General features: G+C 57.4%; 11 protein-coding genes. 4 read left to right on the forward strand and 7 right to left on the reverse strand.

The annotated features are described in order from the left end of the window. The first annotated feature begins 66 nt into the window (after positions 1–66). Both FHG12_RS13550 and FHG12_RS13555 read left to right on the forward strand, forming a co-directional pair. A complete protein-coding gene (locus tag FHG12_RS13550) occupies positions 67–732 on the forward strand; it encodes a response regulator transcription factor (protein ID WP_139516240.1) in 666 nt (221 codons plus the stop codon). Then, positions 733–2,118 (forward strand): sensor histidine kinase, encoded by a 1,386-nt coding sequence (locus tag FHG12_RS13555; protein ID WP_139516241.1) that lies wholly within the window; start codon positions 733–735, stop codon positions 2,116–2,118. Between the two features lie 97 nt (positions 2,119–2,215). Here FHG12_RS13555 and FHG12_RS13560 read toward each other — a convergent pair whose 3' ends face one another. After that, on the reverse strand, positions 2,216–4,366 hold the full coding sequence (locus tag FHG12_RS13560) for a catalase (protein ID WP_139516242.1): 2,151 nt from the start codon (positions 4,364–4,366) through the stop codon (positions 2,216–2,218). Positions 4,367–4,571: 205 nt separating this feature from the next. Here FHG12_RS13560 and FHG12_RS13565 point away from each other — a divergent pair, with 205 nt between their 5' ends. Beyond that, positions 4,572–5,168, forward strand: a complete 597-nt coding sequence (locus FHG12_RS13565; protein WP_139516243.1) for a DUF4202 domain-containing protein — start codon at positions 4,572–4,574, stop codon at positions 5,166–5,168. Between the two features lie 11 nt (positions 5,169–5,179). On the opposite strand, the gene FHG12_RS13570 is transcribed toward FHG12_RS13565, so the two are convergent. From FHG12_RS13570 to nirB, 5 genes are all read right to left on the reverse strand, one after another. Next, the gene (locus FHG12_RS13570) at positions 5,180–6,667 is read right to left on the reverse strand and encodes a rubredoxin (RefSeq protein WP_230471120.1); all 1,488 of its coding nucleotides are present in this window, start codon (positions 6,665–6,667) and stop codon (positions 5,180–5,182) included. A gap of 14 nt (positions 6,668–6,681) precedes the next feature. After that, positions 6,682–10,206 carry a nitrate reductase gene (locus FHG12_RS13575; RefSeq protein ID WP_139516244.1) on the reverse strand — a complete coding sequence of 1,175 codons (3,525 nt, stop codon included), beginning with the start codon at positions 10,204–10,206 and terminating at the stop codon, positions 6,682–6,684. A gap of 95 nt (positions 10,207–10,301) precedes the next feature. Then, positions 10,302–11,609, reverse strand: a complete 1,308-nt coding sequence (locus tag FHG12_RS13580; protein ID WP_139516245.1) for an MFS transporter — start codon at positions 11,607–11,609, stop codon at positions 10,302–10,304. A gap of 137 nt (positions 11,610–11,746) precedes the next feature. Continuing rightward, entirely contained in the window at positions 11,747–12,106 is a 360-nt protein-coding gene (nirD, locus tag FHG12_RS13585; RefSeq protein ID WP_139516246.1) for a nitrite reductase small subunit NirD, read from the reverse strand. A gap of 51 nt (positions 12,107–12,157) precedes the next feature. Continuing rightward, a complete protein-coding gene (gene nirB / locus FHG12_RS13590) occupies positions 12,158–14,662 on the reverse strand; it encodes a nitrite reductase large subunit NirB (RefSeq protein WP_139516247.1) in 2,505 nt (834 codons plus the stop codon). A 532-nt stretch (positions 14,663–15,194) separates the two neighbouring features. Between nirB and cobA the strand changes: the two genes are divergently transcribed. Further along, the gene (gene cobA, locus FHG12_RS13595; protein ID WP_139516248.1) at positions 15,195–15,953 is read left to right on the forward strand and encodes a uroporphyrinogen-III C-methyltransferase; all 759 of its coding nucleotides are present in this window, start codon (positions 15,195–15,197) and stop codon (positions 15,951–15,953) included. 10 nt (positions 15,954–15,963) lie between these two features. Here the strand turns inward: cobA and FHG12_RS13600 are convergent, their stop codons facing one another. Continuing rightward, positions 15,964–17,556, reverse strand: a complete 1,593-nt coding sequence (locus FHG12_RS13600; protein ID WP_139516249.1) for a Na+/H+ antiporter — start codon at positions 17,554–17,556, stop codon at positions 15,964–15,966. Positions 17,557–17,627: the final 71 nt, after the last annotated feature.

Below are 17,627 nucleotides of genomic sequence, written 5' to 3' on the forward strand. Positions count from 1 at the left end.
TGGGGCAGCCCCGGCTCCCTGTCCGCTTGCTGGCTGCCCCAACTTTTCACGCTACGAGCCTCCGTTATGCGCATTCTGGTAATCGAAGACGAGCCCGGCATTGCCCGCTTTCTGAAGCAAGGCCTGGAGGAAGAAGGCTACACCATCGACGTGGCAGACACCGGCGATACCGGCTTGGCCCAAGCCGTGGCCCAGCCCTACGACCTACTGCTGGTCGACTGGATGCTGCCTGGTCTGACGGGTTTGCAGGTGTGCCGGCAGCTACGGGCCCAGCACATTGCCACGCCCCTGATTTTTCTGACGGCCAAAGACACGGTGCAAGACACGATTGCCGGCTTGCAAGCCGGTGCCAACGACTACATCAAAAAGCCTTTCCATTTCGAAGAATTGCTGGAACGCATTCGGGTGCAGCTACGCCCCGCAGCAGGGTTGGCCGAGCGGTTTTTCGTCGGCCCGATTGTGCTGGACGTGGCAACGCATCAGGTGTACAAGAACGAAGAAGAAATTGCGCTGACACAGAAGGAATTTGCGCTGCTCGAATACCTACTGCGCCACAAAGGCAAGGTATGCCGGCGCCAGAAAATCATTGAAAACGTGTGGGATATCCACTTCGAGTACAACACCGGCGTGATTGACGTGTACATGAACGCGTTGCGCAAAAAGCTGCGCCTGAGCAAAGACGAAGACTACCTGCAAACCATCCGCGGCATTGGCTATGTCGCCCGCGACTAAATGAATCTGGCTTTCAAGGATCGTATTGCGTGGCACTACATGCTGGCCACCGCCGCCCTGATTGCGGTGGCGTACGCGGTGGTGTTCCTGGTGGTGCAGCAGCAGGTATATGCCGACCTCGACCGCAGCCTGCGCTACGAAGCCGCCAAGCACCAGCAGGAGCTGACGATTGTAGGCGGAAAAATTCTCTTTTCGCACAAAGGCGAGTGGCAGGAACGCGAGCACCGCGAAGTCCAGGTCGATCCGGTATTTATTCAGATCAACGATTTGCAGGGCCGGCTCATGGACCGCTCGCCCAACCTCAAAGCCGACCAGCTGCTGTTCGCGGTCCGCACCGATGGAATGTCCCTGCTCAACTCGGAGCTGCGCGGCAAGGCAATTCGGCAGGTGCAAGAGCCAATTGTGCGAGAAGGGCGCCCAGTTGGCTACCTCGTGGCGGCCATCTCATCCGAAGCCGCCCAGCATGTGCTCGACAGCCTGGGCATGGTGCTGCTGCTCTCATTTCCGGTGGTGCTGGTGGTGCTTTTTGGCATGGCTCGCCGCTTGGCCGGGCGCAGCATTGCGCCCATCACTGAGATCACAGCCACTACTAATCGCATTACTCAGAGTAACTTAGCCGAGCGCATCGCCCTGCCGCCGCGGCCCGACGAACTGCACACGCTGGCCAGCGCCATCAACGGATTGCTGCACCGCGTAGAGCGGGCCGTGGAGCGCGAAAAGCAGTTCACCGCCGATGCCTCGCACGAGCTGCGTACGCCGCTGGCCGTGCTGAAAGGCACGCTGGAAGTCCTGATTCGTAAGCCGCGCACGAGCGCCGAGTACGTGGAAAATATCGCCTTGGGCATCGGCGAAATCGATCGCCTGACGCACTTAGTGGATCAGTTGCTCTTGCTAGCTCGTTTTGAAAACCACGCCAAAAGCCTGAATCGGCAGGAGCTAACCGTAGTTTCCTGCGTACACGATGTGTTGTATCGACTGCGTAACACCCTCAACACCAAGCATATACGAGTAGATGTGCAAGATGGTGATACCGAGCCCATTGTCTCCGATCCGTTTCTGGTCGATTTGATTCTGGAGAACCTGCTCACCAACGCCGTCAAGTATTCGCCGGCCGGCTCTACCATTACCGTCGTGCTGAGTTCCGGCGCCGACCGCCTCACCTGCACGATCATCGACCAAGGCATCGGCATCCGGCCCGATGAGCTAGGCCGCATTTTCGACCCCCTGTATCGCTCCGACGCGCTGGCACACAAAGAGATAGGCGGCACCGGACTCGGGCTATCCATCGTGGCCAAAGCCTGCGCCTTGCTGCACATTAAGCTGGATGTGCAAAGCGAGTTGGGCCAAGGTACTACGTTTACGCTTGAGTTTCCACGCGGCGCTTAGGTTGTAAGTGGTTTATAATCAACGAATTGATTATAAATAACAAAGCCCCCGTACCGTATTCATTGGCGCGGGGGCTTTGTTGCTTAGTCGATCAGCCTTACACTTTCGGCTCCGACATCATCTCACGGCTCCAAAAGCGACCGATGGCTAGGTTAGCCACAAACGCGTCGGGGCCGTCGTCGATGCTCACGCCATCGCCCTGCAAGATGTCGTCGGCCCCGCCGTAGGCGGCGGCTTTCAGCAACGCCTTGCCAGCGCTAGCCGCGCCAACGGGTTTGCAATGCCGGTACGCTTCGTTTATAAAATTCACAGCATCAGGCTGTTGGGTTAGTGCCTGGACGCTTTTGTCGCCGCCAGCTACGTACACTCCGTCAAACATCACGGAGGCAGTAGTTTGCAGGCTGAAGTCAATTTTGATGGTTTCGCCGGCGCCGGTGCGCAGCTTGCCCAGGTGCGGTGCCACCAGCTTAGCCTGCGCGCCGCCGGCTTCCAGAGCTTTTTTCAGAGCGGTGATGGAATCTCCATCGGCCCCGTCGGCGGCCAGAATGGCTACCTGCTTGGTTTTGATGTTCTTATCGGCGTTCAGCGGGGTATTTTCGATGCTCAGGGCATCCGACTTTCCTTCTTTTCCCGTGAGCGGACGCGACTGATACTCAGCCGGATCAGCATCGGCGGGGACGCCTAAATTGAGCTGCACGCCTTCCGCCGAGGGGATTTCCAGACCCAAGCCCTTTGCAACGCGGGTAGCTAGCTCGTCGGCAACTTGGGCAAGCTGAATTAGCATGCGCTCGCGCACCGATTCTTCCTCTACTTTACCCAGTTCAAACTGCAACGCCTTCACAATGTGCACCTTCTCCCAGTCGGCCTGGCTGTTCCAGAACAGGCGGGCCTGGCTGTAGTGGTCGCGGAAGCTCTTGCTGCGGGCCCGCACTTTGTTGCCGTCCACGCGCTCTTGGTAGCTGGCAAAGCCACCTTCCGATTGCTTGGCCTGCTTGGGCGTGTTTTCGTTGAGCAGGTTGGGGCTGTAGCTGGTTTTGCCCACGTTGATTTGCTGGCGCATATGGCCGTCGCGCTGGCCGTTGTGCACGGTCACCACCGGGCGATTGATCGGAATTTCGTGGAAATTCGGGCCGCCCAGGCGCTTAAGCTGGGTATCGGTATACGAAAACAAGCGGCCTTGCAGCAGGGGGTCATTGCTGAAGTCGATGCCGGGCACCACGTGGCCCAAATGAAAGGCAACTTGCTCAGTTTCAGCAAAATAATTGTCGGGGTTGCGGTTGAGCACCATCTTGCCGAGCTTCGTTACCGGCACCAGCTCTTCGGGAATAATCTTGGTCGGGTCGAGCAGATCGAAATCGAATTTCGTTTCGTCCGCCTCCTCCACAATCTGCACGCCCAGCTCCCACTCGGGGTAGTTGCCATCTTCGATGGCCTGCCATAGGTCGCGGCGGTGGAAGTCGGGGTCTTTGCCCGAAATCTGTAGGGCTTCATCCCATACTACCGAGTGCACGCCCAGCTTCGGCTTCCAATGAAACTTCACAAAGCGGGCTGTGCCTTGCGCGTCGATCAGCCGGAAGGTATGTACGCCAAAGCCCTCCATCATGCGCAGGTTGCGCGGGATGGCACGATCCGACATCACCCACATAATCATGTGCATCGATTCGGGCGTGATGGAAATAAAGTCCCAGAACGTGTTGTGTGCCGATGCCGCCTGCGGAATCTCGTTGTGCGGCTCGGGCTTTACCGCGTGCACAAAATCCGGAAACTTGATGGCGTCCTGGATGAAAAACACCGGCATGTTGTTGCCTACTAGGTCAAAATTGCCTTCCTCCGTATAGAATTTTACGGCAAAGCCGCGCACGTCGCGGGCTAAGTCCGAGGAGCCGCGCGAACCGGCCACCGTGGAAAAACGCGTAAACACCGGCGTTTTGGTGCCGGCCTTCAGAAAGTCGGCCTTGGAATACTGCGCACCCGTGTCGTAGGCCTCGAAGTAGCCGTGCGCCGCCACGCCGCGGGCATGCACCACGCGCTCCGGAATGCGCTCGTGGTCAAAATGGGTGATTTTTTCGCGCAGAATAAAGTCTTCCAGCAACGTCGGGCCGCGGTCGCCGGCCTTCAACGAGTTCTGGTCGTCGTTGACGCGCAAGCCTTGGTTGGTCGTCAGAAACTTACCCGTGCTGTCTTCCCGATTCTGCTCCAGCTCACTTAGCTTGGCGTTGTGGTTCTTTTCTGATTTTTGCTTGCTCATAGAAATTGAAAGAAGGTATAAGGTAGAAGAAGTGGGTCCGGTAGCAAAAGCAAAGCCGCAGCCCGCTTTCTGTTACGGAAGTCGGCTTACTTCTATCTTATATTCAACTTAAAATTGCCTTAAAATCGGTGGGCGGCTGCCTGCAACGAGGTGCCCGCCAACGGGTTATCTTTGCCAAAACGGTTGTTTAACAGGCCCCAATGCCATGAGCACAATCCACGACGAGCGGTTTGCAGCGGCAATCCGGAAGTTTGACGAAGCCAACAGCGCCGACCCGCACTTGGAGGATGCCGAGGGACGCAGCTACCCCAAAGAGTTGCTCTACGCGCAGCGCATGAGCGATTGTCTGGATCGGGTGGCGCCACAGGCCAGCGAAGCCCTGCGCTTGGCGGTGCGGTGTCAGCACATCCGGCGGTGGCAGATTCCACGCCACGACTTCCCCATGGACCGGCCGGGGTACCACCAGTGGCGCAACCGCCTGAAAAAATTCCACGCCGAGCTTGCAGGATGTATTTTGCAAGATGTTGGTTACGAGGAAGATATAATCGGACGTGTGCAGGCCTTGGTACAGAAACAGCAACTACAGCTCGACCCCGAAGTGCAGTTGCTGGAAGACGTTATCTGCCTCGTGTTTCTGGAATACTACCTGCCCGATTTTGCGGCCCAGCACCCCGAGGAAAAGGTGATCGACATCGTGCAGAAAACGTGGCGCAAAATGACGCCGCAGGGCCACGAATGGGCGTTGGCGCTGCAATTGCCGCCGGCCGCGCAGGACATAGTAGCCAAAGCGCTGGCCAGCTAAATGGCGTCGCTTTACAAAGCTGGCGTCAGCACCGATGGCACGGCCACAAACTCATTCTGCGGCGCCTCGCAAGTGGGGCAACGGTACCCGACAAGCGCCGCGAACGGCGTGCCCGGCGCGACTTGGCTGGCTTCGTCGCCGTAGGTTTCGTCGTACACAGTCAGGCAGTTTTGGCACTGATAAACGGCGGGCAGCGATGCTAGAGGTGGCTCTGCTACGGGCGGTTCTTCCACATACAATGAGCTGAGCACCTGCGCCGTTTCGCTCTGTAACTCATAGAATTGGTTGCAAAGCTGGATCAAATACCAACTCAGGCTTTCCCGATTTACCTTCTTCCGGAAGCTGACAAAATCCTTCGAATTTGGGTTGAAATCGCGGGTGTGTAGAATTTCAAATTGCTCCTCGCGCAGGCCCAGGGCCTCAGGTTGTTGGGCGCGGATGACGATGGAGCCAAACACCCCGGTTTTGGGCTTGGTTTTGATCGCAAAGCAGAGATGGTATGTCCGAACGTCCTCCTCGTTGAACTGGCGAACCAAGTCGTTTTTCAGCGTCAGGCCGTAATCGCAGAGGTCTTCTACTTGCCAGTTTAGCTCGTTGGCGGCGTGGCGCACGTTGAGGCGATGCTTGCACAGCACGGTATCCCATAGGTTGCGGTCGGCCATTTCTATGCCCTTCACAATCAGTGATTTCCAGGGCGTAGAATACAGCTCGCCGATGCGCGTTTTGAGGCAAACCTGGCACACATCCTTCAGGAAAGCGACCGAAAACCGCTCGTCGCGACGGTAAATACCCAGCCACAGCTTCGTGCCATAGCGGTTGAAGCCTTCGTAGTAGGGGAGGGTGAAAGCCGGCAACTGCAAGTCGGGGGCCGGCGGGGGCAGTGCGGCCGTTGGGCGGGTCGTGATCAGGCTCAGCAGCCGCGTGCCGTCAAGGACAGGCTGGTCGTAGAAAATCTCTTTGTGGGCAAAAATGACTTGCTCCAACGTTTGGCACAGCTCCGGAATGTCCTCAGAATAAACCAGATACGGCCAATGATACAGGCTGTTGGTTTTCGGAAACCGGATGTAGAGGTGCCAGTAGTTGCTGGTGTCGGAGGCAATGAAGTTGAGGTTGCCGGTAAAGAACGGAATGAACGTTTGGGCCTGATCGACGAGGTTGATTTTGAGCTGCGGCCGGTAATCAAACAAGTCCAGAATGTCCTTGTACACGCCTTCGCGCAGCCACGAAGCCTGGTTGAAAACCTCCTCCGTGACGTAGGAGCTAATGATATTCGGGTGCACATCGGCGTTCAGCTCCCATAAAATGTTGGCTGCGCTCAGCGCCTGACCCAACAGCCGCCGCTGGTTTTCGGCTACCGTAAACAACACCTCCTGCCGGTTGCCAAACTGAATGGCTTCCACTTCCGCGTTTTCGGCCGCTTCCAGAATCGTCAGCAGATCGCCGGCCGAAACCAAGCCTCCGGGAAGATTGACCTTAATGATGTTGTTTTTGTAATACATTGACAGTAAAGATGTTATGAGGCGGGTTCAAGCGCCACTTCTTTCAGGCTTTCTTCCAGAATCTGCTTGACTTCGGGGCGACACGAGCCGCAGCCGGTGCCGGCACCCGTGGCTGCGCACAGCTCGCGCAAGTCGGTGCAGCCGGCGGCTACTTGCTGGCGCAGGTTGTCGCGGCCCACGTTGTTGCAGCTGCACACCAGCTTGCCGAGCACCGGCGTCGCGGGGCGGCCACTGCGCAGCAATTGCAGGCGCTTTTCGCTCAGCTCAACTCTGTCGGCAATCAGCTCCCGAAACTCCTGAAACTCGCTTTTATCGCCAATCAGAATGGCGCCCACCAGCCGATCTTGGTGAATGATGCACTTCTTGTAGTAGCGCTTGGCTTTGTCGATGAACACGATCTCTTCGTAATTCTCTTCATCGGGGCACTCGGGTAGGCCGATGCTGCACAAATCGAATCCATGAATTTTGATGATGTTCATGAACGTGCTGCCCACATAGTGGCTGGCCACGTCGCCGCTCAGCGAACGTGCCACTACCGCCGCCTGCTGTTCGGCCGCCGCCGTGATGCCGTAGAGCACACCGCCGAACTCGGCAATTTCGCCGATGGCGTACACGCTGGGATCGCTGGTTTGCAGGCGCTCATTTACCACCACACCGCGTTTGCAGTCGAGGCCACAGGTGCGGGCCAGCTCCACGTTGGGCACCGTCCCGATGGCCATAATCAGGGCGTCGCAGTCGATGCGGCGGCCGCTTTTTAGCCCTACACCCGTTAGCCGCGAGCGGCCATAGTAGAGTTGCACTTCCTCGTTGAAATACACCTCGCAGCCCTGCTCCACGATTTCTTCCTGCAACAGCTGGCTGCCCAGCGGGTCGAGCTGGCGGTCGAGAAAGCGGGAAATGCGCTGTATGATGGTCACTCGCGTACCAACTTCCCGCAGCGATGCCGCCATTTCCAGGCCTAGCAAACCGCCGCCCACAATCACGACGTGGGCATTGACGGGCAAATGCGTCTTGAACGCATCGGCGTCGGTGCGGCTGCGCATGGTGAAAATACCGGGCAGCGACGGCACATGCTTGGGCACTGCGGCGCGGCTTCCAGTAGCCAGAATCAATACATCGTAGTCGGTGCGATTGCCTTGTGCATCAACGACATACTTGTGTTCGCGGTCAATGTGTTCCACGCTCACACCCCGCCGCAAATCGATGCGGTAGGCGGGCTCTTCCGCGTCCTGCATCTTCACGAGCTGCGCCCATTGCTGGTGCCCGCTGATGTAGTCGGGCAGCATCACGCGGTTGTAAAACGGAAAATCTTCCTTGCTGAAAATCGTGATTTCGTCTTCCTGATTCAGCTCGCGGTAGGCCTTTACGAAGCCATACGCACCCGCCCCGGCGCCCACCACTACAATGCGCTGAAAAGGCTTTCGGTATTTCTCAACTTGTACCGTAGCATACTTAAAATCAGGCTCTTTCGAGACAGGGTCCACAAGGCCCGAAGTCACGTTGTTGGCTCGATTCAGATCGCTGCCGAGCTGCTTGCCCCAGTGCATCGGCAGGAAAACCACGCCCGGCCGGATGCCTGAGGACAGCTTAGCCTTGACGCGTACTTCGCCGTTGCACGAGCGCACCACCACCAGGTCGTCATCGGTAAGCTCCAAGCGCGCTGCATCCTCCGGATGCACTTCTAGAAAGGCCTGCGAAATGTGCTTGCGCAGCTTGTTCACCTTGCCCGTTTTGCTCATCGTGTGCCACTGATCGCGGATGCGGCCGGTAGTCAGGATGAACGGGAACTCGTCGTTGGGGGCCGCGCTGCGGGTTTCTACCGAAACCGGATGAATGCGCGCTCTGCCCGATGGCGTTGAGAATACTTTATCGGTAAATAACCGTGGCGGCCCTTGTTGCTTAAGGTTTTGATTATAAGGCCATTGTATAGATCGTTGTTCTTTCAGAATCGCGTAGGTCAGGCCCGAAATATCGAGGTTGGTGCCCGTCGTAAGCCGCACATGCTCTAAGTAAATGGCCTCTGCCGATGCATAATCGAAGCCGCGATACCCCATGGTTTGGGCGAAGCGGCAGATGATTTCGGCATCGGGCAGTGCTTCGCCGGGCGCGTCCACGACCTTCGACAGGTAGCTGATGCGCCGCTCCGAGTTGGTCATGGTGCCTTCCTTTTCTGCCCAGGCGGCAGCCGGCAGAATCACATCGGCGAAGGCCAGCGTTTGGGGCGTATTGCTGATGTCCTGCACCACCACAAACTTGGCTTTCTGCAACGCTTCTTCGGCCCGGCGCACGTCGGGCAGGCTGGTCAGCGGGTTGGTGCAAATAATCCAGATGGCTTTCAGGCGCCCGTCGTGCAGGGCGTCGAACATTTCGGTGGCCGTCAGGCCGGGCTTGTCGGAAATAGTAGTGCCGCCCCAAAACTGCTCGACTTCGCGGCGATGGGCCGCGTTGTCGAGGCTGCGGTGGGCCGGCAGCAGATTGGAAAGGCCGCCCACTTCGCGGCCACCCATGGCGTTGGGCTGGCCGGTAAGCGAAAAGGGCCCCGCGCCCGGCTTGCCAATCTGACCCGTAATGAGGTTGAGGTTAATCAGGCTCAGGTTCTTATTGACGCCGATTGAGCTTTGGTTGAGCCCCATCGTCCACAGCGACAGAAAGCCTTTGGCGTTGCCGATGTACTGCGCCGCCAGCCGAATATCCGCTTCGGGCACGCCGCATATCGCCGCCGATTCGGCCGTAGTGCGCTCAAAAACCACTTGCCGATACTGCTCAAAACCTTCGGCGTGGTGCTGGATGAAGTCGAGGTCGATGTCGCCGTTTTCAATCAATACCCGGCCGATGGCATGGTTGAGAAACACGTCGGTACCGGGCAGCAATTGCAGATGCAGATCGGCAAGGGCGCACGAGTCAGTCCGGCGCGGATCGGCCACGATGATTTTCACCTCCGGGTTCGCGGCTTTGTGCGCTTCAATGCGCCGCCACAGAATAGGGTGGCACCAGGCTGGGTTGGCTCCGGTGACGAAAAAGCAATCGGCCAGCTCAATGTCGTCGTAGCAAATCGGCACGCTGTCTTCGCCCAGCGACATTTTGTAGCCTACCACGGCGCTGCTCATGCACAGCCGCGAATTGGTGTCGATGTTGTTGCTGCCGATAAAGCCCTTGATCAGCTTGTTGATCACGTAATACTCCTCGGTCAGGCACTGGCCGGAAGCATAAAAGGCCACTGAGTCGGGGCCGTATTTCTCAATGAACGTCTTGAACACGGCGGCAGTCCGCTGCAAGGCTTGCTCCCAGCTCACGCGCTGCCGGGGCATGCTTTTATTATAGCGCATCTGCGGATACAGCAGGCGGTCGTGCCGGTCGTTGACGGTGTATTGCAGGTTGATGCCCTTGCTGCACAGCTGGCCTTTGTTGACCGGATATTCCGCATCGCCGGCCACCGAAACCGATCCGTTCTTTTCCTTCTTCACCACCACGCCGCACCCGACGCCACAGTAGCAACAGGTGCTGGCAAAAGTGTTGTCAGGCGTGTTGGGTACGGGCATGTTGCTTGGCTTATGAGTATCTATAAGTATTTATAAATCAAATACTTATTGGTAATACTTTCTTTGGTATTATCGGCTGGAATCCTGAGCCTCGCTCAAGCGGGCTGTAGCTCCATGCTCGTTTCGGTGGCTTCCGAGGTGTGCAGCCGCGAGAGGAACACGATTAGGCCAATGGTGGCTACCCCGAATCCGATGTAGAGAAAGGCGCTGGCGTACGAAAGCGTCGCCGATTTAAACAGAAAGCCTACCAGCATTGCGCCCAGATTGCCGCCGGCGCCCACCACGCCGCTTACGCTGCCAATGGCCTTTTTATTGACGAACGGCACGATGGAATACGTGCAGCCATTGGCCATTTTGAGAAATAAGGCAAACAACAGCATTGCGGCAATTGCCATGGCCAAGCTGCCGGCTTGGGCAAATAGCGCAATACCCAAACCTTCCAGCACCAATAACGCGCTGAGCAGGTGCCACTTGCCTTTCATGCCGAACACCCGGCCCACTTTATCGCTGACGACGCCGCCGAGGCCGCGGGCAAAAATGTTCATGAAGCCAAACACGCCCGCCAGCGCTCCGGCCATCACGAGCGTCGTTTTGTAATGATCGACAAAGAAGAGGGCCGCCACATTGTCAATCGTGATTTCGATGCCGAAACAGGCGCCGTAGGCCAGCGCGAGCACCCACGTGCGGTAGTCTTTGAGCGCCAGCAGAAAAGTGCCTTTCGGCTTGTCTTTGACCTGCCGCTGCATGTCGCGAAAGTTGCCTTTGGGTGTGTCCTGCGTGTAGAAGTAATACACCACAGCCATGATCAGCAGGATAACTCCCGGCACCACCATCGCCAGCCGCCACGAATTGGACTTGTCCACGAAACCCAGCCCGACAAACGCCGCCGCAACGAGCGGCATTACTAGGTTGGTAACGCCCCCGCCTAAGTTGCCCCAGCCGCCCGCCACGGCATTGGCCGTCCCGACGACATTGGGGGCAAACATCATGGACGTGTGAAACTGCGTGATCACAAACGACGCGCCCACGATGCCAATCACAAACCGAAACAGCAGAAAGCTTTCGTAGCTGTTGCTCAGGCCAATACTCATTACCGGCAGCGCGCCCAACACCAGCAAAATCGTGTAAGTAAGCCGTGGCCCCAGCGAATCGCACAGCCGTCCGACCACCAGCCGCGCCAGAATCGTGGCCGAAACCGATGCGATCATGATGTTGCCGACCTGCGCTTTGTCGAGGCCGAGCTGCTCGCGCACCAACGGCATCAGCGGCGCGATGCCGAACCACCCGAAAAAGCAGAAAAAGAACGTGATCCAGGTGATGTGAAAGGTGCGCATCTGCACGCCTTTCCCCGAAAAAATCCGGAGCTTATCCAGCGGTTGCGGTTGAGTTGCGGCTACGGCCATCAGCTTTGGCTTTACGTGAATGTTTTATAAGCATCTGATTATCAAATACTTATGTTTTTGCATAGACAAGCCAATTCTGGCAGCTGAAGCAGCCGCTTGCGGGTTGGCTTTCGTTATTGGGTGGGGCAGTCTGGAACTTACAGGCCGATGTACACTCTGTCGCCTACCACTTTGATGGGGTAGGTTTTGAGCTGGTAGTCGTCGCCGGAAAGGCACTCGCCGGAGAGCAGCGAAAACGTCTTTTTATGAAAGGGGCAAGCCACTTTGGGCTCGCAGCTGTCGCCGGTGCTGCCAATCATGCCGCGCGAGAGCACCATCTGCTGCTTGTGCGGACACAGGTTTTGGGTGGCGTACCACTCGTTGCGGCGCGCAAAGTTGAAAATGGCAATCTGCTCGTCTTCGACCTTCACGCAGGCGCCGCCGTTGTGCGGCACATCGTGGGTTTTGCACACGTACACCCACTCTACGGCTTCCAGTACTTCTACTTCCTGTTGCATACTATGCAGGATTATTTTGTTAACTAATTGTCAATGAGTTCGTTGGTGATTCTACCACTCTTTGGCTTTTACCTGCTCGCGCATTCCTTCGAATTGCAGGCTGGGATCTTTTTCTTTCGGCGCGTTCACGAAGTGCGCAAACTGGCGGCGCAGCTCGGGGTTCTCCACCACCTCTTTCCACTCGCAGTGGTAGCTGTTGATCAGCAGCTGCATTTCGGCCTCCAACTGGTCATTAATACCCAAACTGTCGTTGACGACCACATTTTTGAGGTAGGCCATGCCGCCTTCCATCTTGTTGAGCCAAGTGGCGGTGCGGGTCAGGGCGTCGGCCGTTTTGATGTAGAACATCAGGAAGCGGTCGAGGTACTTGATGCACGTTTCCTTGTCGATGTCGGTGGCCAGTAGCTGCGCGTGCTGGGGCTTGGAGCCGCCGTTGCCGCACACAAACAGGTTCCAGCCTTTTTCCGTGGCAATGATGCCGAAGTCTTTGGCCTGAGCCTCAGCGCATTCGCGGATGCAGCCGCTCACGCCGCCCTTGAACTTGTGCGGTGCCCGGATGCCCCGGTAGCGCTCCTCGACCTCGATGGCAAACGACACGCTATCGTGCAGCCCAAACCGGCACCACGTGCTGCCCACGCAGCTTTTGACCGTGCGCAACGACTTGCCGTAGGCGTGGCCGCTTTCAAACCCGGCGTTGATCAGCTCCTCCCAGATGTCGGGCAGATCACTGACGTGGGCACCGAACATATCAATGCGCTGGCCGCCCGTGATTTTGGTGTACAAACCATACTTCTTGGCAATCTGGCCAATGACGATGAGCTTGTCGGGTGTAATTTCGCCGCCCGGAATGCGCGGCACCACCGAGTAAGAGCCGCCTTTCTGGATGTTGGCGAGGTAGCGGTCGTTGCTGTCCTGAATGGTGTGCTGCTTGACAATGACGTCGTTCCACAAGCTGGCTAAGATGCTGGCAATGGCGGGCTTACACAGCTCGCACCCATCGCCTTTGCCAAACGTGTCGAGTGCTTCGTCGTAGGTTTTGATGCTGTTTAGCTTGAGCAAATCGAAAAGCTCCTGCCGCGAGAAATTGAAGTGCTCGCAGACCGTGTTCTTGACGTACTGGCCGTTGGCCTTCATCGTGCCCGTAATCAGGTCTTTGACCAGCGGCACGCAGCCCCCGCAGCCGGTTCCGGCTTTGTTGCACTTCTTCATGCCATCCACGGTGGTCACGTGCTGCTCGGTTACGGCTGCGCAAATGGCGCCTTTCGTGACCGCCTCGCACGAACAGATCAGGGCCTCCTCCGGCAAATTCAGGACGCCGGCGCCGGCCGTTGCTTCACCGCCCCGAGCGCCTAGCAGCAGATCCTCAGGGTTGGGCGGCAGAATGATCTTGTTGGTAACCGTTTGTAAGAGAAGATTATAAGCATCGGCATCGCCGATCAGCACGCCGCCCAACAGGTATTTGCCGTCGGTGCTGATGTTGATGCGCTTGTACACGCCCTTGTGCGAATCTTCAAACACAATGGAGCGGCTGGTAGGCTCGGTTACGAAGGGGTCGCCAAAGCTGGCTACATCCACCCCAATCAGCTTGAGCTTGGTGCTCATGTCGTAACCGGTGAAGGTGCGTTCGCCTTCGCAAATGGCCGTGGCAGCTACTTCCGCCATTTCGTAGCCCGGCGCTACCAAGCCGTAAATCATGCCGCCGTGGAGCGCGCACTCGCCGATGGCGAAAATGCTGGCATCGGTGGTGCGCATTGTGTCGTTCACCACGATGCCGCCGCGGGTTCCTACCTCGAGGCCCGCCAGCTTAGCCAGTTCGTCGCGCGGCCGAATGCCGGCCGAAATCACGAGCATATCAACTTCCAGCTGGGTTTCGTCGCCAAAGGCCAGCGCCTCAATGCGCCCGTTGCCTACAATACTGGTAGTGCTCTTCTGCAAATGCAATTGCAAACCTAGCGATAATAGCTTGGTTTGCAACATGTTACTGCCAGCCGAATCAATCTGCCGGGGCATGAGCCGTGGGGCGAACTCCACGACGTGAGTTTCTGCAACTCCCAGATCCATAAGGGCTTTGGCGGCCTCCAAGCCCAGCAGGCCACCGCCCAACACAGCGCCTACGCGGGCGGCGGGAGCGTAGGCTTTGATCAGCTCCAGGTCTTCGATGGTGCGGTAGACGAATACGCCGTCCTTTTCAACGCCCGGAATATCGGGTACGAACGCGCCGGAGCCAGTAGCCAGCACCAGGTAATCATAAGGTTGCACGAGGCCAGCCCGCGAGCGGACGACCTTTTCGAGGCGGTCGATTTCCTGCACAGGGTCGCCCAAATGCAGCGCAATGCCCTGCTCTTGGTACCAATCGGTGCTGGCTAAGGTTAGGTCCTCGGCTGTTTTGCCGTTGAAGTAAGCGCTCAGATGCACACGGTCGTACGCGGCACGCGGCTCTTCGCCAAAAACGATAAGGTTGAAGGAAGTGGATTTGGCCGTAAGCTTCTCGCAAAACTTATACCCGACCATCCCATTCCCAATCACAACTACTGTGGGGCGACCTGGCTGTGGCATACCGAAACTTTTAGGGGTTGAGCAGATCTAACCCGGAGTATCCTTCGCTCCATCTGCTGCTGAAACCTGAGAATGTCTCTATCGCGATAGATTTCGGTGGCTGGCTCTCTCACAAGGTGGCTAGCTCCAAAAGAATCTATCAATTTGAAAATATGCCCTTTAATTAGAGGGTATGATCTTCTATTATAACGCTAGTATAAGCATGCATACCCTAAAAACAATAGGGTGTTTTGTAAAAAAGTATATAAATTTCAGAAATACCCCCTTAGATTTGAAGGGGTACTCTTAAGCATTTAATCCATTTTGCGCCATTACGGGTGCTAGCAAAGGGGTCAGGGAAAGCTGAAACGTAGTTTTCGCGGCCGGCATACCCTAAAAATCGAGTTGCAGGTGTGAGAGGCGGTAGCAGCGCCCACCTACGTTCCCTAGCCCACGCCGTTTGGGCAGGCATTAGCTGAAGACAAGACGCCGAAGGGCATGGGTCTGGCATAAGTCAGCTGCCTAGCCAACGTTTCACCGCATACACAGGCCAATGGTAATCCCTGAGTTGTATATCGTAGGTGCCGGTCCTGGCGATCCGGACTTACTTACCGTCAAGGCCTATAAGGTTTTACAGACGGCCGACGTGATTCTGTATGACAACCTAGCTAATAAGGAGTTGCTGGACATTGCGCCCGCTGCCTGTGAAACCATTTATGTTGGCAAGCAGCCCTACAGCCACTGCACGCCGCAGGAAGTCATTCACGAGCTTATCCAGGAGAAAGCATTCGCCCGCGGGCGGGTAATTCGCCTGAAAGGCGGCGACCCTTTCATCTTTGGGCGCGGCTTTGAGGAACTGTTGTACGCCCGCGAACACGGCATTCCGGGGTATTACATCCCTGGCATTTCCAGTATGCAAGCCATTGGCTTCGAAGACGTTCCGCTGACGCACCGCGGCGTTAGCGAAGGCATTTGGGTTCTGACTGGCACTAAGAAAGACGGCACCCTTTCGGAAGACCTGCGCTTGGCCATGCGCAGCAATGCCACCGTGGTTATCTATATGGGTATCAAGAAGGTATGTGAAATTGCGGCTACCTATGTGCAGGAAGGCCACGGAGAAATGCCAGTGGCCGTTATCCAGCAGGCTTCGCTTCCGCATCGCAAGTTGGTAGTGGGCCGGGCCAAAGATTTGCCAGACCTCGTGCGCGACAACCACATCACCCACCCGGCCCTGATTGTGGTAGGAGAGGTAGTGGCCCTGGGGCATTCTATCCCGTCGTTCGATGGTTCTCAAGCCGCGAGCTGGAGGTAAGGAAAAGGCTTCACGCTTTGTCGAGAGCGAGACGTGATTCTTCGAGATCCAGCTCGTTCTCGATCTTGCGCAGCATTTCTTCGCTGGTTTGCTCTTCTTTGCGCAGCTGTTCCAGCACGCCCCGCTCAAACCGGATGATGGCTTCCTGTAATTGCTGAAACTGCGTGATGGGTTTCTCATCGAGGCGGCTGGCCCGCACGCCGGCCAGTCGGTTATGGAGCCGCTCCATCCGGATTTCGTATCGGCTTTGCATGCGGGCCAGCACGTCGGGGGGCGCGTGGTCGGCGCCGGCGGGGCTGTTGAGGTAGGCCACCGTTTGGTTGGCCAAGTGCAGCCGCAGGTTAATTTCCTCGCGCTCGACGCTTCCGTCGGGCCGAATGCCGAGCCAGCGAATCAGCGGCACCAAGCTCAGGCCTTGCCCCACGAGCGTGCAGAAAATCACGACGAAGGTGATGAATAAGATCAGATTGCGGTGTGGAAAGGGTGTGCCGGGGCTCAACGTCATAGGCAACGCCAGCGCCGCCGCCAGCGACACGACGCCGCGCATGCCAGTCCAGGCCACAACCGTAACCAACGGCAGCGATGGCCGCGGCTCGCGCTCACGAATGGAGCGGCTCAGCCAGCGCGGCAAATACGTGCCCGGATACACCCAGAGCAGCCGACCTATAATAACGATCAGGCTAATGAGCAGGCCATAGCCCAATGCCCGCCAAGCCGATACTTCCTGCATGTCATCCAGAATGGTTGGCAAGGCCAATCCGATAAGGATGAATACCAAGCCATTGAGCAGCAACACAACGGTATTCCAGACGGCGTAGGTCTGCAGGCGGGCTTGGTGGGCAAATAGCTGGGCAGCCCGTCGGGTCAGAAATAAGCCCGCTGCCACCACCGCCAACACCCCCGACACATGCACGGCTTCGGCCGCCAGGTAGGCAAGGTAAGGCGTCAGAAAAGTGAGGCTCGTGGCTACTACCGCGTTGCGGGAAAAGCGATGCAGCCAAAACGCGGCCCACCCAATTGCCAATCCAATGCCGGTGCCGGCCACCGCTACCCACACCAATTGCAAGCTCGCTTGCCAGAATACAAACTGTCCTGTTAGTACCGCTGCCAGGGCATACCGATAGGCAATTAGTCCGGTTGCGTCGTTTACCAAGCTCTCGCCTTCCAAGATCGTCACCACTTGGCGGGGCAGCTCCAGCCCTTTGGTGGCACTGGCCGCTGCCACGGCGTCGGGAGGGGAAAGGATGGCGCCCAAGACGAACGCCACCGGCCAACTAAACCCCGGCAGTAGCCAATGCGCCGCCACGGCTACCAGACACGTAGTAAACAGCACGCAGCCCAACGCAAGCAACCCAATGGGTCGGCGCGCCGCTTTGAAGTCGGGCCACGAGGTACTCCAGGCGGCCGCATACAGCAACGGCGGCAGAAAAAGCAGAAACACCAAGTCGGGAGCGAGGGCCACTCGCGGCAAACCCGGCACCATGCCCAATCCCATGCCGGCCAGCACGAGCAAGATCGGATAAGGAAGCTTGAGGCGATCGGCTACTTCGGCCAGCACGGTAACCGCCGCCAGCAACGCAAGAATCAGTTCGAGGTGAGGCATAGAAGACAGAAGCAGCAGCTAGTCAGGCGCAACCGCCCGGAAGGCAGTGTCTAGCCACGCCTCCAGGCGAT

Source organism: Hymenobacter jejuensis (assembly GCF_006337165.1).
Taxonomy (GTDB): Bacteria; Bacteroidota; Bacteroidia; order Cytophagales; family Hymenobacteraceae; genus Hymenobacter; species Hymenobacter jejuensis.